Source organism: Actinoallomurus soli, from assembly GCF_024055715.1.
Taxonomy (GTDB): domain Bacteria; phylum Actinomycetota; class Actinomycetes; order Streptosporangiales; family Streptosporangiaceae; genus Actinoallomurus; species Actinoallomurus soli.
In genome coordinates this window covers 39,890-61,677 of the sequence record NZ_JAMXMV010000016.1, presented here as the reverse complement: position 1 = coordinate 61,677, position 21,788 = coordinate 39,890, and the positions used below count along the sequence as shown (strand labels likewise).

Sequence of the window (21,788 nt, the reverse complement as noted above, 5' to 3'; positions counted from 1 at the left end):
CGCGCAAGACGCCTCCGCGGCCGCGCCGCGCTCAGGCCTCCGCCGCCGCGCCGCGCGACACGCCTCCGCCGCCATGCCGCGCGACACGGCTCCGCGGCCACGCCGCGCGCCGCGCTCAGGCCTCCGCGGCCATCTCGCGCTCGTACCGGTAGCCGCGCCCGCGCAGCGTGGTGATCTGCCCGTACGGCCCGAGCTTGCGGCGCAGCGTTGAGACGTGCACGTCGAGCGTCTTCGTCGGGCCGAACCAGTTCTCGTCCCAGACCTCGTCCATCAGCTGCTCCCGGGTCACGACCTCGCCCGCACGCGTCACCAGCGCCGCCAGCAGGTCGAACTCCTTCGGCCGCAGCACCACCTCGGCACCGGCCATGTGGACGCGCCGCGCCGGCAGGTCCAGCCGGAGCCGGCCGACGCTGATCACGCGGTCGCCCGGCTCGGCGGCGCGGCGGCGCAGGTGGGCGCGGATCCGCGCGACGAGTTCGGTCAGCCGGAAGGGCTTGGTCAGGTAGTCGTCCGCGCCCGCGTCCAGCGCGACGACCACCTCGAACTCCTCGGTCCGGGCGGTGAGCACGACGATGACGGTCAGGGGGAGCTCCGCCCGCAACCGCCGGCACAGCTCGACTCCCTCGATGTCCGGCAGGCCGAGATCCAGCAGGATGAGATCCGGTGGATGCGCACCCACGTCCGCCAGCGCTGCCGCGCCGGTCGCCGCCAGGCCCGCTTCGTACCCACTCGCGGACAGTGCCTTCAGCAATTCGGACCCGATGATGGCATCGTCCTCCACCACCAGGATGCGTTCCCGCGTCACACGCCCGATCCTAGGGACCCTTCGCAGGTGGTCGTCACGGGAAGCAGGGAAGTGTCCGTTTCGCCGGCGCGATCGTCGATCTTCGGGAGCGCCCGTCCTCCCGCCTCTACCGCTGGCGCAGCGGTCGCATCCGACGCAGGGGCCGAGGCAGGGAACGTTCCGACGCCCGGGCCGCTAATGTTCCCTCGCCGTTCTCCGAGCGGGCAGCCCGTGGGCTGTCCGGGCCGGACACGTCGCCCGACCGCCCGCTTCGCTCGCCGTGCCGGTCTCGCTCCGTGTCGGCGGGTCGCTCACCCTCCTCACTCGCTTCGCGGGCGGTCTCCGTCGTGCCGGAGGCGCGCGAGGGTGTACTGCTCGACCGCCCACTTCGCTCGCTGCGTCGGGTTCGCTCTGTTTCGGCGGGTCGCTCACCCTCCTCACTCGCTTCGCGGGCGGTCTCGTCCCTCGGCCGCCCACTTCGCTCGCTGCGTCGGGTTCGCTCTGTTTCGACGGGTCGCTCACCCTCCTCACTCGCTTCGCGGGCGGTCTCGTCCCTCGACCGCCCACTACGCTCGCTGCGTCGGGTTCGCTCTGTTTCGACGGGTCGCTCACCCTCCTCACTCGCTTCGCGGGCGGTCTCGTCCCTCGACCGCCCACTACGCTCGCTGCGTCGGGTTCGCTCCCAGGTACACGGGCGGGTCGGTGATGCCTGATCCCCGGCGGCCTGGATGGCCAGGCTCATCAGGCTGATGAGCAAGGAGCCCGCGGTGTCGGTGTCCAGACGCACGGTCACCCAGTCGTCGCCCGGCCGGACGACGATCTGCCCGGACTCGGCCAGCACCTGGTCGAGCCGTTCGATGAACGATCGGGTGAGCCGTAGATCGGCCTCGTCTCCGGTGTGCAGGTGGAGGATCTGGGTGCCGCGGTATGCGAAACCGCGACCGGCGCCGCACGACGGTCGACCGGTGGCCAGCCCGGGCCAGGTCGCCAATTGTGCGGCCACTCGTTCGGCTGTGCTCCGGTTCTTCGGAGGGCCCGTCACGGCCCCAGGATCCCGTGCTGCCGCCTTTCTCATAAGGGCCCGCGCCTCAATCGTTATCAATCGATTTACCGTTCTCTTCCTCTTCCCGCCACCACCGCGATGCACACCGGCCGTTTCCACCGACGGGACGTACGGCCCACGGCCGGCGGAAGATCCCTTCACGAAGGCCGTACGGTGGACGGGTGATCTCTCGCAGCGACGTGGAAGCGGCTCGGGCCCGCCTCGGCTCCCGGGTCCGTACGACTCCGGTGTTCGACGACGGCGAGCGGTGGTTCAAGCTGGAGCAACTGCAGCACACCGGATCGTTCAAGGCCCGAGGGGCGTTCAACCGGATCCTCGCGGCCGTCGAGCGGGGCGGCCTCCCGGACGCGGGCGTGGTGGCGGCGTCGGGCGGCAACGCCGGGCTCGCCGTCGCGTACGCGGCGCGCGAGCTGGGCGTTCCGGCGGAGGTCTATGTCCCGGAGACCGCGCCCGCCGTCAAGGTGGCCGGTCTCAAGGCACTCGGCGCCTCCGTCGCGCAGGTGGGACGCGAGTACGCCGAGGCGTACGAGGCCGCGACCAAGCGCGTGGCCGACACCGGCGCGCTGTTCTGCCACGCGTACGACCAGCCGGAGATCTGCGCGGGCCAGGGCACGCTGGCGCTTGAACTCGAGGAGCAGACCGGCGGGGTGGACACCGTCCTCGTCGCGGTCGGCGGCGGTGGGCTGATGGCCGGGATCGCCGCCGCTCTGGAGGGCCGGTCCCGTGTGGTCGCCGTCGAGCCGGACGGCTGCCCGTCCCTGCACGCCGCCCTCGCGGCGGGCGAACCGGTCGACGTGGAGGTCTCCGGGGTGGCGTCCGACTCCCTCGGCGCCCGCCGGGTGGGCGACATCGCCTTCGACGTCGCCCGCCGGACCGGCGTGACGTCCGTCCTGGTGTCGGACGAGGACGTCGTCACCGCCCGGCGAGAGCTGTGGCGGCGGTATCACCTCGTCCTGGAGCACGGCACCGCCGCCGCGTACGCCGCCCTGCTCACCGGCGCCTACCGCCCCGCCCCGGGCGAGCGCCTCGCCCTCGTCTGCTGCGGCGCCAACACCGACCCCTCGGACATTACGGAGCGTGGAACTCGGGTCACTGTCGAGTGAACATTGGTAGATTGGCATCAACAAGGTTCCTTGGAGACCGTCTCCGTAGAGGGAGATCAGATGACGGCGGCGCCGATGCCTGAAATGCCACAAGAGCGTCCGTGGTACATCCCTCCGGCGGAAGGCTTTCGCGCAGAGGACTTGGATCACATTCCGGAGTTGCCACCTCACACAGAGCTAATAGATGGCAGTCTGGTCTTCGTGAGCCCGCAGGCCAACTTCCATCTGTTGACCATGGACGTCCTGGTAGCCGGTCTACGGAGGACCGCCCCGGCCGACGTCAGGGTTCGCCGTGAGATGACGATCACTCTTGGGCCTCGGCAGCGGCCCGAACCCGACGTGTTGGTCGTGCGGGCGAAGAGTGTTACCGGACCGGAGCAGACCACGTATCGGCCGGCTGACGTCCTGCTAGCCGTAGAGGTTGTGTCTCTTGAGTCGGAGGAGCGGGATCGAGAGCGCAAACCGCAGCTGTACGCGAAGGCAGGGATCCCGCATTTCTGGCGAGTGGAAAGTGCCTCCGGGCGGCCGACCGTTTACGTATACGAGCTTGACCCGGCGACGCGCAACTACGCACTGACCGGCATCCACCACGACCGGCTGAAGCTGACGGTGCCGTTCGATCTGGACATCGACTTGACCGAGGTCGACCGGCTCTGAGGGGGCTCAGATCCAGTCGCGTTTGCGGAAGACGGCGTAGAGGGCGACGCCGGTGACGAGGAGCACGACGATGCTCGTCACGAAGCCCCAGTGCTTGCCGAAGCCCGGGTATGGGACGTTCTCGCCGTAGAAGCCGGTGATGGCGGTGGGCACGGCAATGACGGCGGCCCAGCCGGTGAGCTTCTTCATCACCAGGTTCAGGTGGTTGCCCTGCATGGCGATCCGCGTCTCCTGCAGGCTCGTCACCATGTCGCGCAGGCTGTCGGTCCACTCGGTGGCGCGCAGCACGTGGTCGTAGACGTCCTGGAAGTACGGGGCCATGGGCGCCGGGATGACCTCGAGGTCGCGGCGCAGGAGCGTGTTGACGACCTCCCGCATCGGCAGGACGACCCGGCGCAGCAGGGCGAGGCTCTTGCGCAGCCGGTAACTCCGCTGCTGGGTGTCGGGCGGGATGTGGTCCGCGAAGAGATCGCTCTCCAGGTCGTCGATCTTGTCGTCGAGGGCCTGGACCGCGTCGAAGTGCCCGTCGACGATCAGGTCGAGCAGGCCGTGCAGGAGGTAGGCGACCCCGTACTGCGCCAGGTCGGACGAGCCGTCCCAGCGCTTCAGCAGCGCGTCGAGGTCGAAGCCCTCGTCCATGCGGACGGTGACGAGCGCCCGCTCGGTGATGAACGCCGAGATCTCGTGCTTGTCCAGGCCGGTGCCGTCGTCGGTGAGGTGCACGGAGTAGGCGTTGAGGAACAGGTGGCCGTCGTACCGGTCGAGCTTGGGACGTTCGTGACCGCTGACGGCGTCCTCGACCGCGAGCGGCGACAGGCCCAGCTCCTCGCTGATGAGGGCCAGACCCTCGGAGTCGGGCGCGCAGAGGTCGAGCCAGACGACCGTGTCGGATTCGGCCAGGTAGTCGCTGATCTGCCCGGCGGGGAAGTCCTCCTTCTCCAGCCGGCCGTTACGCCAGACCCTGGTCCGGGGCTTCAGATCCATGAGACCAGCCACATGCGGGAGTGCCAGGACTCGTAGGACATGACGTGTCCCGTCAGCACCGGATAGAAGAAGTAGAAGTTGGCCAGCACGGTCAGGACGTACGCGCCGGCGATGGCCGAGCCGAACACCCGGCGGGCCGGTGGCGCCGTCGCGGGACCGATGAGCAGGCCGAGCGCCAGCACGATGGACAGCACCATGAACGGCAGCATCGGCGTGGCGTAGAACAGGAACATCGTGCGGTGGTTCAGGCCGTAGTAGAACCACGGCACCCAGCCGGCGAGGAAGCCCAGGAGGGTGGCGCCCGCGCGCCAGTCGCGTTGCACCAGCCACCAGGCGGCCACGATGAGCATCGTGACGATGGAGACCCACCAGATGGCGGGGGTGCCGATGTCGAGCACCTCCCGCGAGCAGGTGGGGGCTCCGCAGCCGGTCGGCTGGGTGTAGTAGAAGGAGACCGGCCGCTTGAGGATCAGCCAGTTCCACGGCCAGGACTGGTAGGGGTGGTGGGCCGACAGCGTGGTGTGGAAGTGCCACATCTGCTGGTGGTAGTCCCACAGCCGGGGCATCGCCTGGAAGAACGCGGTCACCGGGTTGGAGGCGACGCGGCCGCGGCCCCAGCCGCCCGCGTTGAAGATCCAGCCGCTCCACCAGGCGACATAGGTGATCAGGCTGAGGACGACGATGGACAGGAAGGCCGGCACGGCCTCGAAGGCGAACGCGCCGGCGTACGGGCGGCGCACTCCGGCGGCCCGGCGGGCGCCCATCGACCAGATGAGGACCAGGAGCCCGAACGCCGCGATGTAGTACAGCCCGGTCCACTTCGTGGCGGTGGCCGTGCCCAGGCAGAGGCCGGCGGGAATGAGCCACCAGTGCATGACGAACGGGCCGAGGCCGTCGTCCTCGCCCCGTTCGGCGATCTTACGGGCGAGCCTGGCGCGGGAGACGTCCCGGTCGATGACGATGAAGGCGAACCCGGCCAGGATCCAGAACATCACGAAGACGTCGAGGATGGCCGTCCGGCTGGTGACCAGGTGCATGCCGTCGAGGGCGAGGAGGAGGCCGGCCGCCGTGCCGAGGAGGTTCGACCGCGTCATCCGGCGGGCGACCCGCGCCAGGATCAGCACGGACAGGGTGCCGACCAGGGCGGCGGAGAAACGCCAGCCGAACGGCGTCATCCCGAAGATGGACTCCCCGATGGCGATCAGCCATTTCCCGGCGGGCGGGTGCGCGATGAAACTTCCACCGTCCGCCCAGATGTGGAGGTTCGGCGGATGCTGCAGCAGGAGCTTGTCGGCGTCCTTGACCGTGTTGTGCTCATAACCGAACTTCGTCAGCGCGTACGCGTCTTTGGCGTAATACGTCTCGTCGAAGATGACGGCTCTGGGCCTGCCGAGGTGCCAGAAGCGCAGGACACCTGCGAACAGGGTCACGAGCAGGGGGCCGACCCACCCCATGAGTCTGCTGCCGGGCATGTCCGGGGTGAGCCACTGACGCAAGGACAGTGGCCTTCTTCCCTGCTCGGGCCGTGTCTCGGGTTCGATTCCCGTCATCGCCACCACTCCGACATCGTACGGGCGGAAGCCGTGGAGCTCGTGCACTTCACCGTCAGAAACGATTGGGAACGACGCATTCGGCGTCCGCGGGGGGCCCCGCCCGGACGAGCGGCGCACGGAAGCGTCGAAGATGGAGGCGTGGAGAACATGGGGACGCTGACGCTGGCCGCACCGACCGGAGGAGTGGAAGGCGCGTCGGCGCGGTTGCGCACGGCGCTGGCCGAGGCGGACGTCATCGCCGCGGCGGACCCCGGGCACCTGCGGCGGCTCGCCGCCGACCTGGAGGTCTCCCCGTCCGCCCGGGTGGTCTCGTACCGCGACGCGAACGGGGGCGCCGGAGAGGCCGGGCTCCTCGACGAGCTCCGCGCGGGCCGCGACGTCCTCGTGGTCGCGGACGCGGACCTGCCGGGCGTCTCCGGCACCGCGTACGGCCTCATGGCGGCGGCGGTGAAGGCGGAGGTGCCGGTGACGGTGCTGCCCGGCCCCTCGGCGGTGACGACGGCGCTCGTCGTCTCCGGGCTGCCCGGGGACCGGTTCTGCGCCGAGGGGTTCCTGCCGCCGGAGGACGGGGAGCGCGCCGCGCGGCTGCGCGCCCTCGCCGACGAGCCGCGCACGATGGTGTTCTTCGAGACGCCGGATCGGCTGGCGGGGACCCTGAAGGCGATGGCGGCGGCGCTGGGGGCCGACCGCCCGGCCGCCGCCTGCCGCGCGTCGGCCGGGACGCCTGAGGAGGTGCGGCGCGGTCCGCTGGGGGAGCTCGCCGCGTGGGCCGCCGGCGGAGTGGGCGGGGACGTCACGGTGGTCGTCGCCGGAGCTCCGGAGCGAGCGGAACAGGTGGACGTGGGGGACCTCGCGGCGGAGGTGGAGCGCCGGGTGGGGGAGGGCACCCCGCGCAAGCAGGCGATCGGCGATGTGGCGCGGGAGCACGGAGTTCCGAAAAGAGAACTCTATGACGCTGTCATTGCCTACAAAGCGGATCATTGACCCTTATTTGAACTTAATTTTGCGGCGGCGTCTCCATCAAAAGCACCACTTGGCGGGGAAGATGACTTCGGTGCGTATTCCACGCGTGTACGCCGATTCCCCCGGGGGTGACGCCGATGCACGAATCCATGATCTCGAGTGAGACGTGGACGTACGAATGCCTGGCCTGCCTGCTCGAATGGCACGTCGAATTCGAGGTCGGCCACTGCGCCGACGGACACGGCGGTGAGGTCGTCTACTACCGCCGCAACGGTCAGCGCTGCACCTCTCCGTGGGCGGAGCTGTACTGCCCGTCCTGCGGGGCGTACGACGTCAAGATCCTCCCGCCGGGCCGGCCGCGAAGCCAGGCCGTCCCGCCCCACCGCTACGCCGAACTGGAGATGATCTTCAAGTGCCGTAGGCTTCACGCCTACTGATCGGCCGTCGGGCGTGTTCCCGGTCCCGCACGGGCCGGGGCACGCCCTACGCCGGCACGGCGTCGCCGGACGACGAGGTGTCCTCCGCGTCCGTCCCGCCGCCCCGGCGCCGGACCGTACGGGCGAGCCGCGCCAGCTTCCGGCGGGGCTCGCCGGAGAAGGTGATCGCCGCTGCCATGCAGGCCAGCGGCACGGTGGGCAGGACGTACCGGTAGTCGAACTCGGCGGTGGCCGGCGGCACGAGGAGCAGCCCGGTCGCGGTGACCCACGGCAGCAGTGCCGCCCCGCCCCATCGCCGCCAGAGCGGGATCAGCCCGGCCAGGCCGACGATCAGGATCCCGCCGAGCAGCGTGCCGGGCAGGTGCACGAACCGCTGGTAGGTGCGGATGGTCGTGGCCCACGGATCGACGATCTTCGTCCGGGCGTTGCCCTGCTCGTACGTGTGGGCCTCGGACGCCGCCGTACGGTCCCTGCTCATCCGCCAGGTCGGCAGAGCGGCGGATTTTGTGCTGAACTGGTACATCTCGTACGTCGCGCGGTCCGGGAAGACGGTGCGCTTCCACCGGAACGTGAAGAGGAAGTCCTTTCCGACGACCCGCAGATAGTCGAGGGGCTGCGCGATGATGGCCCGCTTGGCGAAGTCGCTGGCGAGCTGATTCTGGTCGTTGGTGAAGCGCTGATCCGGAATGCGGTGGAACGGCGAGTTGCGGTTCCAGATCGCGTCCTGGGAGAAGACGAGCGGCGTGTGCGAGGTCTTGTTGTTCTTGCACAGGGCGTACTCGGTCACCGGCGGCTTGATCTTGTTGCAGTCCGCGAACGCCGACACCCGCGCGTACAGGAAGACGCCGCTGCTCATCGTCATGCCCGGCTTGCCGTAGTACGACCAGAACCAGCCGGCGTAGGCGGCGAGGGGCAGCGCGCACACCGCGACCGTGGCGACGATCACACGCCACTTGATCCGCCGCACCAGGAAGTAGACGATCACCGCCAGCAGGACCGGCGTGCCGACCGAACGGGTCAGCGTGGCCAGCCCCAGCAGGAGCCCCGCGAGCGCGCCGGTCTTCCAGGTGAGGTCCCGGCCGTGCCACAGCAGCAATGTGACGACCGACACGAGCAGGAAGCCGAACATCGTGTCGGACAGGATCAGGTGCTCGAGCTGGATCTGGTAGCCGTCGTACAGCACCGGGAACGTCGCCAGGCTCGCCCCCCACGCCGGCAGGCCGAACCTCTTGCGCAGCAACGCGTAGATCATCACCGCCGAGGCCAGGCCCATCAGGTGCTGGATCGTCGCGATCAGCATGAAGCTGTGGAACGGCTTCAAGATCCACAGCAGGAAGGAGTAGCCGTCCGGGCGGATCGGGTGCGGGTACGGCGCCATCGCGACGTGCAGGTAGTCGAAGGAGTCGTTGAACCACGACGCGGGCCGGTAGCCCAGGGTGGCGATCATCCGGAGCAGCGCACCGACCGCGAGCACCACGGTGAAGATCTTGTGCCGCCGTACGAGTGCCCGCAGCCCGGAACCACCAACGGCCGGCGTCTTTTCCGTCACATTCTCGTCAACCGTCGTGACCTGCGATTCCTCGTCGGAACGCGTATTGGTCACGACGGTGGACCCGCCCCGCTCTCCGGCGTTCGTCAAGTCCGGACCGACCTTCCTGGACCGCACAGCCCCTATCCTGATATCCCCAGCCTGCCGTCGCATCCGTGCTCCAGGTGGAGTTAAAGGTTGCGACTTTGCAACACGCGGTCGCTCGTCGGCAGGCATCATGGATAACACGCGCCACTTGTCGGAACACGACGAGGTTAGTCGAAAAGCCCCCAAGCCAGTGCTGTGGGGTGATGGAGGACACGACGTGGAACTCTCCGTAGTGATGCCGTGCTTGAACGAGGCCGAGACCGTCGAGACCTGTGTTCGCAAGGCACTCGGCTTCTTCGCCGAGCACGGTGTCGACGGCGAGGTCATCATCGCCGACAACGGCAGTACGGACGGCAGCCGGCAGCTCGCCCGCGACGCGGGCGCCCGGGTGGTCCCGGTGTCCGCGAAGGGGTACGGCAACGCCCTGATGGGCGGTATCCGCGCCGCTCGCGGCACGTACGTCGTGATGGGCGACGCGGACGACTCCTATGACTTCACCGCCCTCATGCCGTTCCTGGAGCAACTGCGGGACGGCGCCGACCTCGTCATGGGCAACCGGTTCAAGGGCGGCATCGCCCCCGGCGCCATGCCGCCGCTGCACCGGTACCTCGGCAACCCGGTGCTGAGCTTCGTCGGCCGGCTGTTCTTCGGCAGCAAGATCGGTGACTTCCACTGCGGGCTGCGGGCGTTCCGGCGCGACTCGATCCTGCGGCTGGAGCTGCAGACCGGCGGCATGGAGTTCGCCAGCGAGATGGTGGTCCGCTCCACCCTCGCCGGCTACGACATCCGCGAGGTCCCCACGACCCTGTCGCCCGACGGCCGGTCGCGCCCGCCGCACCTGAGCACGTGGCGCGACGGATGGCGCCACCTGCGCTTCCTGTGCCTGTACAGCCCGCGCTGGCTGTTCCTGATCCCCGGCCTGCTCATGATGGCGATCGGGCTCATCGCGGGCGTCGCCCTGGCCACCGGGCCGATCCACGTCGGCGACGTCGCGTTCGACGTCGACACCCTCGTCGGGGCCTCGGCGGCGGTGGTGATCGGCTTCCAGGCCGTGATCTTCGCCTTGCTGACCAAGGTGTACGCCATGGAGGAGGGCTTCCTCCCCCATGACAAACGGGTGCAGCGCGTCATCGACAGCTGGAGCCTGGAACGCGGCCTCGTCGTCGGCGGGCTGCTCGCGCTCGCCGGCCTCGTCGGGCTCGTCGCCTCGCTGGCGCACTGGCAGGGACACAGCTTCGGTGAGCTCGACCCCCGGGACGCGCTGCGCATCGTCGTGCCGTCGGCCACCGCGCTCATCATGAGCTTCCAGATGATCTTCGCGTCGCTGTTCGTGAGCATCCTCGCGATCCGCCGCCGCTCGCACCCGCCCGTGATCGACGTGGTCGACGAGGCCACCGACGTGGTCGAGGCCGCGGCGGACAAGGTCCGCAGCGAGACCCTCGACGCCGGGGCTCCCGCGGACCCGCGCGACGACGCGGACACCGACGGAGACGCGCCCGGTGCCGCCGAGGACGCGGCCGAGACGCCCGAGGCGGAGACGGTTCCGGCCGAGGCCGTGTCGGCGGACGCCGGCGCGAGCGCCGAGGGCGCGGCCGACAAGACCGCCTGACGTCGCCCCTCCCCGAGGCCCCGGTGTGACCCACCGGGGCCTTTTCCATGGGCTCCCCAGGCTGTCAAGGGGCTTCCCAGGCGGATTGCGCCGGGTTCTCGGTCGCTGAGGGCTTTCTTCATCGTTCAGCGAACTCTCCACTGATGTGCAGCGTCTAGTTGATCATTACCGATCGATGAGGGCGCCCCCGTGACGAACCTGCTCATCCCGGCACCACCGCGGCCGTACGGCACTTCGGCACCCCGGCGGCCGCTCGGCGGGCACGGGGCGTTCGCGGTCCTGCTCGCGCTCGCCGCCGGCCTGCGGATCACCACGATGCTCGGCTACCGGCCGGCGCGGATCTACTACGGGGACTCTTTCGCGTACCTGTCCCTGGCCGCGCACCCCCGCCCCTCGTGGGGGTTCCAGCCGAGCGGCTATCCGTTCCTCCTCGCGCTGCTGCGGCCGTTCCACAGCGTCACCTTCGTCGTGGCGACGCAGCACGCCCTCGGACTGGCCACCGGCATGCTGGTCTACGCCGTGCTGCGGCGGCACTCGCTGCCCGCCTGGGGCGCGGCGGCCGCCGCCGTCCCGCAGCTGTTCGACGCGTCGTTCCTGCAGCTCGAACACGCGGTGCTGTCCGACGCGCTGTTCATCTTCCTCGTCGTCGCGGCGATCACGGTCCTGATGTGGTCGCCGGGACCGGCCACGCGCGCCGGCGCCGTCGCGGGCGCGCTGCTCGGCCTGGCGGCGCTGACCCGTACGATCGCGCTGCCGCTGTTCCTCCTGGTCCTGGCGCATCTCGTCGTCCGCCGGACCGGCCGGCGGCCCGTGCTGGCGACCGCGGTCGTCGGCGCCCTCCCGATCGTCCTCTACGCGAGCTGGTACGCCTCCGTCTACGGCCGGTTCACCCTCGCCGGTGGCGACGGCGTCGCGTTGTGGGCGCGCACCATGACGTTCGCGAACTGCCGGGTGATCCTCCCTCCCGAGCGGGAGGCCCGGCTCTGTCCGGCCGGGACGCGCCAGGACGCCGCGGGGGAGTACGTCTGGGCGGCCGACTCGCCGATCAACCGCTTCCCCGGTGGCCCGGCCGCCGCCAACGACGTGGCCCGCTCCTTCGCGCTGCGCGCGATCGCCGCCCAGCCGCTCGACTACGCGGCCGACGTCGCGGGAGACGTGTCGCTGGCGTTCCACTGGACTCCGGCGCGTCATCCGAAACGGGTGACCCCGGCCTTCGGTTTCGCGAAGGGCCGGGTGCCGCTGCCGGACGTCCCGGAGGCGAGGAGGGCCCTCGCCTCGTACGACCCCGGGGCGGGCGACTATCGCTCCGTCGAGCCGTACGCGGGATTCCTCCGCGTCTACCAGTACCCGGCCTACCTGCGCGGTCCCGTGCTCGCCGCGATCCTGGCCGTCGGGGCCCTGGGCGTACGGCGGCGCGCCCGCCTGCCGTGGATCGCGGCGGCGGCGCTGCTCGTACTCCCGGTGGCCGTCCTGGACTTCGACCACCGATACGTCCTGCCGGTGGTCCCGGTCGCCTGTATCGCGGCCGCGCTCGCGGTGGCGGACCTGTGGATGGGCCGCCGCCACCCGCTTCCGCCGCGGTCCCCTCTGATCGGGGACTGAGCGGCGTCTCACTCGATCTGCATCTCGCAGACGACGCCCACGCGCTCGACGACGAAGAGGAGCCGGACACGGCATGGTGATCGTGCCGGAAAGGTGATATCGGAGTGAGTCATCGGCGGGCGGCCCTTAGGCTTAGCACATGTCCAGCCGCCACATCCTGACCGCGCCCGCCTGGCCGTACGCCAACGGGCCCCGCCACATCGGGCACGTCTCCGGCTTCGCGCTGCCCGCCGACATGTTCAGCCGCTACCAGCGGATGGCGGGCAACAAGGTCCTGATGGTGAGCGGCACCGACGAGCACGGCACCCCCATCCAGGTCCAGGCCGACAAGGAGGGCGTGTCCGCCCGTGAGCTGGCCGACCGCTACAACAAGGTGATCGCCCAGGACCTGCACGGCCTCGGCATGTCGTACGACCTGTTCACCCGGACGACGACGCGCAACCACTACGCCGTCGTCCAGGAGATCTTCAAGGGCCTGTACGACAACGGCTACGTCTTCACGAAGAAGGCGATGGGCGCGATCTCCCCGTCCACGGGGCGCACCCTGCCCGACCGCTACATCGAGGGGACCTGCCCCATCTGCGGGTACGACGGGGCGCGAGGCGACCAGTGCGACAACTGCGGCAACCAGCTCGACCCGATCGACCTGATCAACCCACGGAGCCGCATCAACGGCGAGACGCCGAAGTTCGTCGAGACCGAGCACTTCTTCCTCGACCTGCCCGCGTTCTCCGAGACCCTCGGCTCGTGGCTGCAGGGCAAGGAGGGCCTCTGGCGGCCGAACGTCTACAAGTTCACCCGCAACCTCCTCGACGACATGCAGCCCCGGCCGATCAGCCGCGACCTCGACTGGGGCGTGCCCGTGCCGCTGCCGGACTGGGTCGACCGGCCGGACAAGCGGCTGTACGTCTGGTTCGACGCGGTCGTCGGCTACCTGTCGGCCTCCGTCGAGTGGGCGAAGCGCAGCGGCGACCCCGACGCCTGGCGCGCCTGGTGGCAGAACCCCGACGCCGAGACGTACTACTTCATGGGCAAGGACAACATCGTCTTCCACGCCGAGATCTGGCCGGCGATGCTGCTCGGCTACAACGGCGCGGGCGACAAGGGCGGCACGGCCGGCTCCCTCGGAAGGCTCACCCTGCCCACCGAGGTCGTCTCCTCAGAGTTCCTGACCATGGAGGGCAAGAAGTTCTCCTCCTCGCGCCAGGTCGTCATCTACGTCCGCGACTTCCTCGAGCGGTACGACGTCGACGCGCTGCGCTACTACATCGCGGTCGCCGGCCCGGAGAACCAGGACACCGACTTCACCTGGTCCGAGTTCGTCCGCCGCAACAACGACGAGCTCGTCGCGACCTGGGGCAACCTGGTGAACCGCTCGATCTCCTTCGCCGCCAAGAACATCGGGGAGATCCCGGCCGCGGGTGAGCTGACCGACCTCGACCGCGACATCCTGGAGCGGTCGCGCAGGGCGTTCGACGCGGTCGGCGCCGAGCTGTCGCGCTCGCGGTTCAAGAACGCCGCGAACGAGGCCATGCGCACCGTCTCCGAGGCGAACAAGTACCTGTCCGAGCAGGCGCCCTGGAAGCTGAAGAACGACGACCCGGAGCGGATGAAGACGATCCTGCACGTCGCGCTGCAGCTCGTCGACGACGCCAAGTCGATGCTCACGCCGTTCCTGCCGGGGTCCTCGGAGAAGGTCCACCGGATGCTCGGCGGACAGGGCGAGTGGAGCGGCGCCCCGGAGATCCGCGAGGTCTCCGAGGAAGGCGGCCCCGACTACCCGGTCCTCACCGGGTCCTACGACACCGAGGCCCGCTGGGAGTCGCGCCCGATCGCGGCCGGCACGCCGCTGGCCCCGCCCACGCCGCTGTTCGCCAAGCTGGACTCCTCGGTCGTGGACGAGGAGCTGGCCCGGCTGGAGCAGTCCTGAGTCCGGGCTCGTACCCGGCCGCGACACCGGGGAGGGTGCTCGTATGAGCGAGGGACCGGAGAACACGTCGGACGGCTTCCGCGGCGCGGCCTTCCCGCCGCTGCCCGAGGCGCTGCCGGTCGAGGTGTTCGACAGCCACTGTCACCTCGACATCCTCGAGGTGCCGATCACGGAGGTGCTCGCCGCCGCCCACTCGGTCGGCATCCGGCGGGCCGTCACCGTGGGCTACGACCTCGCCTCGTCGCAGCACGCCGCCGACGCGGCCGCGACGTACGACGACGTGTACGCCGCGGTGGCGATCCACCCGAACGACTCGGGTGACGCCACCGCCGACGTCCTCGCCGACATCGCCAAGCTGGCCGCGCTGCCCGACGTACGCGCCGTCGGCGAGACCGGCCTGGACTACTACCGCGACTGGGCCTCGGTCGAGGACCAGCAGCGCTCGTTCCGCGCCCATATCGACATCGCCAAGCGCACCGGCAAGGCCCTCGTCATCCACGACCGGGACGCCCACGACGACGTGCTGCGCATCCTGGAGGAGGAGGGCCCGCCGGACACGGTCGTCTTCCACTGCTTCTCCGGCGACCGGGAGATGGCCAAGGTCTGCGCCGAGCACGGCTACTACATGAGCTTCGCGGGCAACGTCACCTTCAAGAACGCCGCAAACCTGCGAGAGGCGGCGGCGGTCGCTCCTCTGGAGCTCATCCTCGTCGAGACCGACGCCCCGTACCTCACCCCGGTGCCGCACCGCGGCAAGCCGAACGCCCCGTACCTCGTCCCCCTGACCGTCCGCTGCCTCAGCGACGTCAAGGGCGTCGACCTCGCCGACCTGTGCGCCGCCATCGCCGCCAACGGCGAACGCGTCTTCGGCCCCTGGTGACCCTGAATACACGAAGTAGCTGAACGATCACGCTCGCGAGTCATACATTCGGCGTCTAGGATGTATGACATGAAGGGCGCGGGCTCTGCTCGTCATCGAAACGATCGAGTGGGACGACGGAAACCTCGACCATGCGCTGCGACGCGTGACGCGAGATGAGGTCGAGCAGGTGTTCGTCAACGGACCGATGATCCGACGCAACAGGCGCGGGCGGCGGCGGATCATCTCGCGGTCGGTGTGACTGACGGCGGGAGGAAGCTCGCAGTGCCCTTCACGTATGACGCCGGTGGACGATCCGCCCGGCCCGTGACGGCTTGGGAGGTATGACGGTGAGCAAGTCAGAGATGTCCGACGCTGACGCGGCCGAGTTCTACTACGAGCAGCGCGACAATCCGGAAGTATGGGGCGAGCAGGTAGAGGCCCGAGTCTCTCGGAAGCTGGACAGCGTCGTCTCCGTCCGTTTCAACTCCGCGGAGATCGAACGGATCCAGCAGGCGGCCGACGCGGCCGGCCTGAGCCTGTCCGCGTTCATCCGCCGAGCCGCGCTGACGGCGCCGGGCGCCGAGGTGATCGACCTGGAACGCGCGCGCAAGGACATGGCCCAGGCCCGGCGTTTCGTCATCGACGCGCTACGGGCCCTGCACGCCTGATCACTGGCATTCGCCGCCCCCTAGCGGCAGCGACCGCCAGGGATCAAGGGACGGTGGCCGGGCGGCCACCGTCGTACGGGAGACTGGGTCCGTGGGTGAACGACTTCTCGGGCCGGCGGATGTCCGCGCGCTGGCCGGCGGCCTGGGACTGCGGCCGACCAAGACACTCGGGCAGAACTTCGTCATCGACGCCAACACCGTGCGCCGCATCGTCCGCGACGCCGACGTCGGCCCGGAGGACGTGGTCCTGGAGGTCGGCCCCGGGCTGGGCTCGCTGACTTTGGCCCTGCTGCCGGTCGCCAGCCGCGTCGTGGCCGTCGAGGTCGACCCCGTCCTCGCCCAACGGCTGCCCGAGACCGTCGCCGAGCGCGCCCCCGACCTCGCCGACCGCCTCGACGTCGTGCCCGACGACGCCCTGCGGGTCACCGAACTGCCCGGCTCGCCGCCGACCGCGCTCGTCGCGAACCTCCCGTACAACGTCGCGGTGCCCGTGGTGCTGCACCTGCTCGGAACGTTCCCGTCCATCCGGCGCGGGCTGGTCATGGTGCAGGCCGAGGTCGCCGACCGGCTCACGGCGGGGCCCGGCGGCAAGGTGTACGGCGTGCCGTCGGTGAAGATGGCCTGGTACGCCCAGGCTCGCCGCGCCGGGAACGTCGGCCGCGCGGTGTTCTGGCCTGCGCCGAACGTCGACTCCGGGCTCGTCGCCTTCACCCGTCGCGAGCCACCGACGAGCGCGGTCTCGCGCACGGAGGTGTTCGCCGTCATCGACGCGGCCTTCGCCCAGCGCCGCAAGACACTCCGCGCGGCCCTGGCCGGCTGGGCCGGTTCCGCCGCGGCGGCCGAGGAGGCCCTACGCGCCGCCGGAGTCGACCCGACGGCCCGCGGCGAGTCCCTCGACGTCGTCGCCTTCACCCGCATCGCCGAACACCGGCCCTCGTCGCCTACGATCGGTTGATCGTGAGTACTGTGACCGTGCGCGTGCCCGCCAAGGTGAACCTCCAGCTGAGCGTCGGCCCCGTCCGCGACGACGGCTATCACGACCTCGTCAACGTCTTCCACGCCGTCTCGCTGTTCGACGAGGTGACCGCCACCCCCGCCGAGGCGCTGAGCGTCACCGTCGAGGGCCCGGCGAACGTGCCGACCGGCCCGGACAACCTCGCCGCCCGCGCCGCCGCCCTTCTGGCCGAGCACATCGGCAGGCGCCCCGACGTCGCGCTGCACATCCGCAAGGACATCCCGGTCGCGGGCGGCATGGCCGGCGGCAGCGCCGACGCGGCCGCCGCCCTGCTCGCTTGCGACGTCCTGTGGGAGGCCCGTCTCGACCGCGAGACGCTGCTCGAACTCGGCGCCCGACTCGGCAGCGACGTCCCGTTCGCCCTGCTCGGCGGCACCGCCGTCGGCCTGGGCCGGGGGGAGCGGCTGACCTCGGTCGAGGTCACGGGGGAGTTCCACTGGGTGTTCGGGTACGCCGACGGCGGCCTGTCCACGCCCGCGGTGTACGCCGAGTGCGACCGGCTGCGCGCCGCGGGGGAGCAGGACAGCGTGTGGCCCCAGGTGTCGGACGACCTGATGACCGCCCTGAAGACCGGCGACGCCGAGGCCCTCGGCCGGGCCTTGCACAACGACCTGCAGCCGGCGGCCCTGAGCCTCCGCCCGTCCCTCCGCGACGCGCTGGCGGCCGGTCGGGATGCGGGCGCCCTCGGCGCGCTGGTGTCCGGCTCCGGCCCCACGTGCGCCTTCCTCGCCGCCTCCCTGGATCACAGCGCCGAACTCGCCGCCGCCCTGAACGAGTCGGGCCGCTTCGCTGCCGTCCGCCCCGCCTCCGGCCCGGTCCCGGGTGTGACCCTGCTGTAGCGCAGTTTCGGTCAGGGGCGGACGGCGTGAACGTTCGTCCCTAATGCCGAATCGTCACGGCTCGGTAAACCGAATGGCTAATGGCCTGGACGTTCCCTGTCAGGATCCGTAAAGTTTTAGGACGTTTTGGGGATCGACGGGGCAAGCAGGGGATGGCGCGATGACGGTTGACCGTCGCATCGAAGCCCCTGCTGGAGCAGTGCATGTACGGGGTGCTCGCATGCGAGGAGGCCAAGACCGATGCCGCCGGTGAACGCGAACTCGGCTCCACTTCAGACGTACAACGACTGGCCGGGAATCGACGACCATGGCAAGCTCCGGGTCGACACCTCTCAGGTCAGAGCGGTCGCCGACCGACTCGAAGCTCACCTCGAAGACCTCCTCGCGGCGAGTGAGCGACTGCAGCCGCTCAAAGACCCGAGCGCGCTCGGCACGTGGGACGCCGCGTTGGAATTGCAGCCGAGCGTCGAAGCCGGTCACCATGCCCTCGCCGAGCAGCACAGCCGCATCCTGCACGCTCTGCTGAGCACGATTCACAAGCTGCATCAAGCTGCGAACGTTCATGACGCGAACGAGGCGAACCTCGCGCGCCGGATCGCTGCGCTGGACAAGCGGCTGAACGTCGCGCCGGGGGGTAGCGCGATGAGCTATGACTTCTCCCCGCCGTCGGCGCGGCCCGAGTCACAGGCACCTGTGGCCAACTCTTTGAACCCGGATGGAAGGCACTGAGATGGCCGAGGGCTTCACGTTCCCCATGCGCGCCGGCGCTCCTTCCGGAACGCCTGGTGAGTACAACAGTCGCAAAGACATCGACGATCTCTTGAAGAAGACGGCTCCGGACGATGTCAAGGCGGCTGGACAGAACTACCAGGACTTCGCTTCCGCGTACGAGAAGGTCACGACCGACTTGGTCACGGTCCGTGGCATGCTTCATGAAGCCTGGGGCGGAACAGACGCCGCCGCCGCACAGTCCGCACTGCGGGAGATTTGGGCATCATCTGCGACCATTCAACGATCCGCGCAGGAATTCGGGTCTGCGATCAATGACTACGGGTCCAACCTGGATTGGTACCAGAAGAGGCCTCCGTCTAAAGACCTAGCCGAGGCACGGAGCTGGATGGCCGGTGCCAACGAACGCGTCTACCAGGCGTGGGCCGGGATGCCCTCAGACGTCAGTACCACCCTCCCGCCGAACAACTCGCTCTACGAACCTTCTCCGACCACCGGCGCGAAAAGGATCGGAGAAACAGCAGGTGGAAGCCCTGCAGGAAACCCTGTTGCGGATGGTAGAGCGCCGGGTGTCGGTGGACACGCGCCGAAGATCCGGAGCGGTGCCTCCGAAGGGTCATCTCACGTTCCGGGCAGCGGTCACCCGGTGTCTGGCGCCGACGGCTCGAATACGCAGCTCGCGGGATCTCCAGCACCCGATCCAAGGACTGAGATGCCCGGCGGCAGGACCGGCCTACTACCTAACGCTCCAGGTAGTCCAGGGATGCCTGGAGCAGGCATCGATGCTCCTCCGCGGGGTGTCATCGGAGGGTTGCTACCAGGTGGTCCTGGAGTCATCAGCCCAGCGAATGGCCCATGGGGGGGAGTTGGAAGCCGTAGGGCTGTGAGCGATGCGGCGGCGAGTGCAGCCGAAGAGGCTCAAGCCGCCGAAACAAGGGCTGCAAGTCAAGCCGCCGAGATGAGGGCTGCGAGCCAGGCCGGTGTGGTGGGTCCTGCCGGTGGAGCGGCAGGCGATCGCCGTGACCGTGAACGTGAGCGTACGACGTGGCTCACCGAAGACGAGGACGTGTGGACCGGCGGCATTGAGGCAGGCTCACACCTCATCGGCGCCAGGGAAGCCAAGGACGAATCAGCGAGTGCCGGCGACGAAGCGCCGGAGCTCGTCCAGATCGATCTATCCAGTGATAGCGATGATCTTGATCAGCTCCTCTACGAGTTGAGCCTCGAAGACAGCGGTGAGGACCCACAAGAGGAGATCGCCCGGCTACGTGCGAAGGTCGAGCAACTGGAGAATCCAACGAATCGCGAACAGGGGCAGGTCGGAGCAGTTGGCAAAGACTCTCCCTGGTACTTCGAGGAAGATGTGTGAAGATCGTCTGGCGCCTCGCTGTAGGCCTTGTCGCCACCTTCGCTGCGGTGATGCCGCCGATGAGGGCCGACGCCCAACCCCAGCCGCGTCAGGATGAATGGTGGTTCTCCGCCTGGGGTATTCAGAGCGATGTCTGGCCGACGACGACTGGTGCCGGTATCACTGTCGCCGTCCTGGATACTGGAGTCAACGCTGAGTTGCCCGAGTTGAGCGGAGCTGTTCTTCCGGGAACGGATACCACAGGGCATGACAGTGATGGCCGTAAGGACTTCGACTTCGATTTTGGTCACGGGACCGCGATGGCGGCGCTCATTGCGGCCCGGGGTGGCGGGCCCACTGGCTATGTCGGTATCGCTCCATCCGTGAAGGTGCTGCCTGTTCATGCCGCAGAACAGCCCGGTGACCGGGCCGACATCGAATTCAAGGGATTCGCCGACGGTATCAGATACAGCGTCGATCACGGGGCCAAAGTAATAAATATTTCTCAGGGATCGGATTCGACCTATATTTCGCAGCATTGTGATCCAGACGTGCAGGCTGCCGTTTCATACGCGCTGCAGCATGACGTGGTGGTAGTAGCGGCTGCAGGGAATTTGGGTGACGGCTCAAATCCGCCAGAGATGCCTGCTTCATGTGTAGGGGTGTTGGCGGTCGGTTCGATTGATGAACATCTGCAACCCCAAGCTGGTTCTGAAAGGCAATGGTACGTTTCCGTAGCTGCCCCGGGTGTCGGTGGAACGATTGGAAAAGACGGGCAAGGCTATTCCGGCTGGGGAACAAGTATGGCTTCAGCGCTGACATCGGGCGCTGTGGCGCTGATTCGAGCACGTAACCCCGGAATGTCGGCGCGTACCGTGGTGCAAAGATTGATCGCGACGGCTCGTCCGTTGGGCTCCTCGAAGTGGAACGATCAGACGGGTTATGGCGCGATTCAGATCACCGCCGCGATGAACCCGCAGCGCTACCCCGTCCCATCGAACGCACCGAACCCCGTCTTCGAAGCGTTCGACAAGTGGCAGGCATCTCATTCGGCTGCGGCTGCTCGGCCTACACCGAAATCCTCTGCAACGCAGACATCGGCGAAATCGGGCCATGCACGTAACGGACTCCTCATCATCTCCCTCACCGCGGCCGGTGCCATCATCGCCATGGTCGTGGTCGGCGGGTTCGTGTGGCGCCGGCGAGTGAACGTGGCTGGCACCGCTTCTACTGGTGACAGGCAGCCACACGAAGGCACATTCGATATACGGAACAAGTGAAGGGTGAGGATGAATTCCCCCAGCCACGGTCCATCATCGGCTCCCCCTGGAGGCCCCAGCTCATCGCCGATGAATGGCCCGGCGGCACGTAGCGCTTACGAAGCCCGAAAGAAGTTGACCGAAGGCGTCGCCTGGATATACGTGCCCACCCTTCCGAGCAAGCCATCTGAAGCCGCCGGCCCTCGGGAGGTGCAGTTCGAGCTGCGAGCTCTCGCAGATGGAACCGGTGTGCTGCCGGTATTCACCGAGCAAGAATTGCTTGTCGAGCAGCTCGGAGAATGGCAACCTTGGGAAAAGATGCCAGTTCTTGAGCTTCTGATTCAGATATCACATGCCCAGGTGCGCGTCGTGGTGAACCCGGTAGTGCAAGAAGACGCCGAGAGGTGGACGGCTGACCGGGTGGCGGCCTGGAGGAGGGAGAATTCGTGAGCAGCGGCTACAAGGTCGTCTTCAACGATCTAGCAAGGGCGTCAGCCGAGTTCTCGCGGCAAGGAGAGGCTTATGCCAACCTAATGACTCAGCTCACCTGCCCATCAGGTGGTGACGCAACAATCGACAAAATGCTCAGTGTGACGCTCGATGCTCTCTATGAGATGCATGTGGTACTCGCCCAAGCTGTAAGTGCACATGCTTACAAGTTGGACTATGCCCGGCGTAACTACCAAGAGGCTGAAGGTAACATTTTTGATTACCTGACAAAGAAGACGCCGCCGCCGAGCTACTGAC

Annotated in this window: 21 protein-coding genes; 16 read left to right on the top strand and 5 right to left on the bottom strand. The window is 68.6% G+C overall.

Annotation, left to right across the window (positions count from 1 at the left end):
• Window positions 1-115: 115 nt before the first annotated feature.
• Together NDW01_RS31190 and NDW01_RS44490 are read right to left on the bottom strand one after the other, a co-directional pair.
• Window positions 116-805, bottom strand: coding sequence for a response regulator transcription factor (locus NDW01_RS31190; protein WP_252827928.1), 690 nt, complete (start codon window positions 803-805; stop codon window positions 116-118).
• 106 nt (window positions 806-911) lie between these two features.
• Entirely contained in the window at window positions 912-1,859 is a 948-nt protein-coding gene (locus tag NDW01_RS44490) for a luciferase domain-containing protein (protein ID WP_406567776.1), read from the bottom strand.
• A gap of 149 nt (window positions 1,860-2,008) precedes the next feature.
• Here NDW01_RS44490 and NDW01_RS31185 point away from each other — a divergent pair, with 149 nt between their 5' ends.
• Together NDW01_RS31185 and NDW01_RS31180 are read left to right on the top strand one after the other, a co-directional pair.
• Entirely contained in the window at window positions 2,009-2,950 is a 942-nt protein-coding gene (locus NDW01_RS31185) for a threonine/serine dehydratase (protein ID WP_252827927.1), read from the top strand.
• A 60-nt stretch (window positions 2,951-3,010) separates the two neighbouring features.
• Window positions 3,011-3,607: a Uma2 family endonuclease gene (locus tag NDW01_RS31180; RefSeq protein WP_252828059.1), complete on the top strand. Its 597-nt coding sequence runs from the start codon at window positions 3,011-3,013 to the stop codon at window positions 3,605-3,607.
• A gap of 6 nt (window positions 3,608-3,613) precedes the next feature.
• Here the strand turns inward: NDW01_RS31180 and NDW01_RS31175 are convergent, their stop codons facing one another.
• Both NDW01_RS31175 and NDW01_RS31170 read right to left on the bottom strand, forming a co-directional pair.
• Window positions 3,614-4,591, bottom strand: a complete 978-nt coding sequence (locus tag NDW01_RS31175; RefSeq protein ID WP_252827926.1) for a magnesium transporter CorA family protein — start codon at window positions 4,589-4,591, stop codon at window positions 3,614-3,616.
• Entirely contained in the window at window positions 4,582-6,141 is a 1,560-nt protein-coding gene (locus NDW01_RS31170) for a dolichyl-phosphate-mannose--protein mannosyltransferase (protein ID WP_252828058.1), read from the bottom strand. Before NDW01_RS31170 ends, NDW01_RS31175 begins: the two co-directional genes overlap by 10 nt.
• A gap of 150 nt (window positions 6,142-6,291) precedes the next feature.
• Between NDW01_RS31170 and rsmI the strand changes: the two genes are divergently transcribed.
• Both rsmI and NDW01_RS31160 read left to right on the top strand, forming a co-directional pair.
• Window positions 6,292-7,128, top strand: a complete 837-nt coding sequence (rsmI, locus tag NDW01_RS31165) for a 16S rRNA (cytidine(1402)-2'-O)-methyltransferase (protein ID WP_252828057.1) — start codon at window positions 6,292-6,294, stop codon at window positions 7,126-7,128.
• 116 nt (window positions 7,129-7,244) lie between these two features.
• Window positions 7,245-7,544 carry a hypothetical protein gene (locus tag NDW01_RS31160; RefSeq protein WP_252827925.1) on the top strand — a complete coding sequence of 100 codons (300 nt, stop codon included), beginning with the start codon at window positions 7,245-7,247 and terminating at the stop codon, window positions 7,542-7,544.
• 46 nt (window positions 7,545-7,590) lie between these two features.
• Here the strand turns inward: NDW01_RS31160 and NDW01_RS31155 are convergent, their stop codons facing one another.
• The gene (locus NDW01_RS31155; protein WP_252827924.1) at window positions 7,591-9,093 is read right to left on the bottom strand and encodes a hypothetical protein; all 1,503 of its coding nucleotides are present in this window, start codon (window positions 9,091-9,093) and stop codon (window positions 7,591-7,593) included.
• Between the two features lie 304 nt (window positions 9,094-9,397).
• On the opposite strand from NDW01_RS31155, the gene NDW01_RS31150 reads away from it, so the two are divergent.
• The 12 genes from NDW01_RS31150 (at window position 9,398) to NDW01_RS31095 (ending at window position 21,787) form a co-directional block, all read left to right on the top strand.
• Complete coding sequence (locus NDW01_RS31150; protein ID WP_252827923.1) at window positions 9,398-10,789, top strand: glycosyltransferase family 2 protein; 1,392 nt, start codon at window positions 9,398-9,400, stop codon at window positions 10,787-10,789.
• 189 nt (window positions 10,790-10,978) lie between these two features.
• Complete coding sequence (locus NDW01_RS31145; RefSeq protein ID WP_252827922.1) at window positions 10,979-12,391, top strand: hypothetical protein; 1,413 nt, start codon at window positions 10,979-10,981, stop codon at window positions 12,389-12,391.
• A 139-nt stretch (window positions 12,392-12,530) separates the two neighbouring features.
• Window positions 12,531-14,321: a methionine--tRNA ligase gene (gene metG, locus NDW01_RS31140; RefSeq protein WP_252827921.1), complete on the top strand. Its 1,791-nt coding sequence runs from the start codon at window positions 12,531-12,533 to the stop codon at window positions 14,319-14,321.
• A gap of 43 nt (window positions 14,322-14,364) precedes the next feature.
• Window positions 14,365-15,201 (top strand): TatD family hydrolase, encoded by an 837-nt coding sequence (locus NDW01_RS31135; RefSeq protein ID WP_252827920.1) that lies wholly within the window; start codon window positions 14,365-14,367, stop codon window positions 15,199-15,201.
• 344 nt (window positions 15,202-15,545) lie between these two features.
• The gene (locus NDW01_RS31130) at window positions 15,546-15,851 is read left to right on the top strand and encodes a plasmid mobilization protein (protein WP_252827919.1); all 306 of its coding nucleotides are present in this window, start codon (window positions 15,546-15,548) and stop codon (window positions 15,849-15,851) included.
• Between the two features lie 91 nt (window positions 15,852-15,942).
• Window positions 15,943-16,806, top strand: coding sequence for a 16S rRNA (adenine(1518)-N(6)/adenine(1519)-N(6))-dimethyltransferase RsmA (gene rsmA, locus NDW01_RS31125; protein ID WP_252827918.1), 864 nt, complete (start codon window positions 15,943-15,945; stop codon window positions 16,804-16,806).
• Window positions 16,807-16,817: 11 nt separating this feature from the next.
• The gene (locus NDW01_RS31120; RefSeq protein WP_252828056.1) at window positions 16,818-17,705 is read left to right on the top strand and encodes a 4-(cytidine 5'-diphospho)-2-C-methyl-D-erythritol kinase; all 888 of its coding nucleotides are present in this window, start codon (window positions 16,818-16,820) and stop codon (window positions 17,703-17,705) included.
• A gap of 240 nt (window positions 17,706-17,945) precedes the next feature.
• A complete protein-coding gene (locus tag NDW01_RS31115; protein ID WP_252827917.1) occupies window positions 17,946-18,434 on the top strand; it encodes a hypothetical protein in 489 nt (162 codons plus the stop codon).
• A 1-nt stretch (window position 18,435) separates the two neighbouring features.
• On the top strand, window positions 18,436-19,803 hold the full coding sequence (locus tag NDW01_RS31110; RefSeq protein ID WP_252827916.1) for a hypothetical protein: 1,368 nt from the start codon (window positions 18,436-18,438) through the stop codon (window positions 19,801-19,803).
• A complete protein-coding gene (locus tag NDW01_RS31105) occupies window positions 19,800-21,062 on the top strand; it encodes a S8 family serine peptidase (RefSeq protein ID WP_252827915.1) in 1,263 nt (420 codons plus the stop codon). Before NDW01_RS31110 ends, NDW01_RS31105 begins: the two co-directional genes overlap by 4 nt.
• 189 nt (window positions 21,063-21,251) lie before the next feature.
• Window positions 21,252-21,491, top strand: a complete 240-nt coding sequence (locus tag NDW01_RS31100) for a hypothetical protein (RefSeq protein ID WP_252827914.1) — start codon at window positions 21,252-21,254, stop codon at window positions 21,489-21,491.
• The gene (locus NDW01_RS31095; RefSeq protein ID WP_252827913.1) at window positions 21,488-21,787 is read left to right on the top strand and encodes a DUF6317 family protein; all 300 of its coding nucleotides are present in this window, start codon (window positions 21,488-21,490) and stop codon (window positions 21,785-21,787) included. Before NDW01_RS31100 ends, NDW01_RS31095 begins: the two co-directional genes overlap by 4 nt.
• Window position 21,788 lies beyond the last annotated feature (1 nt).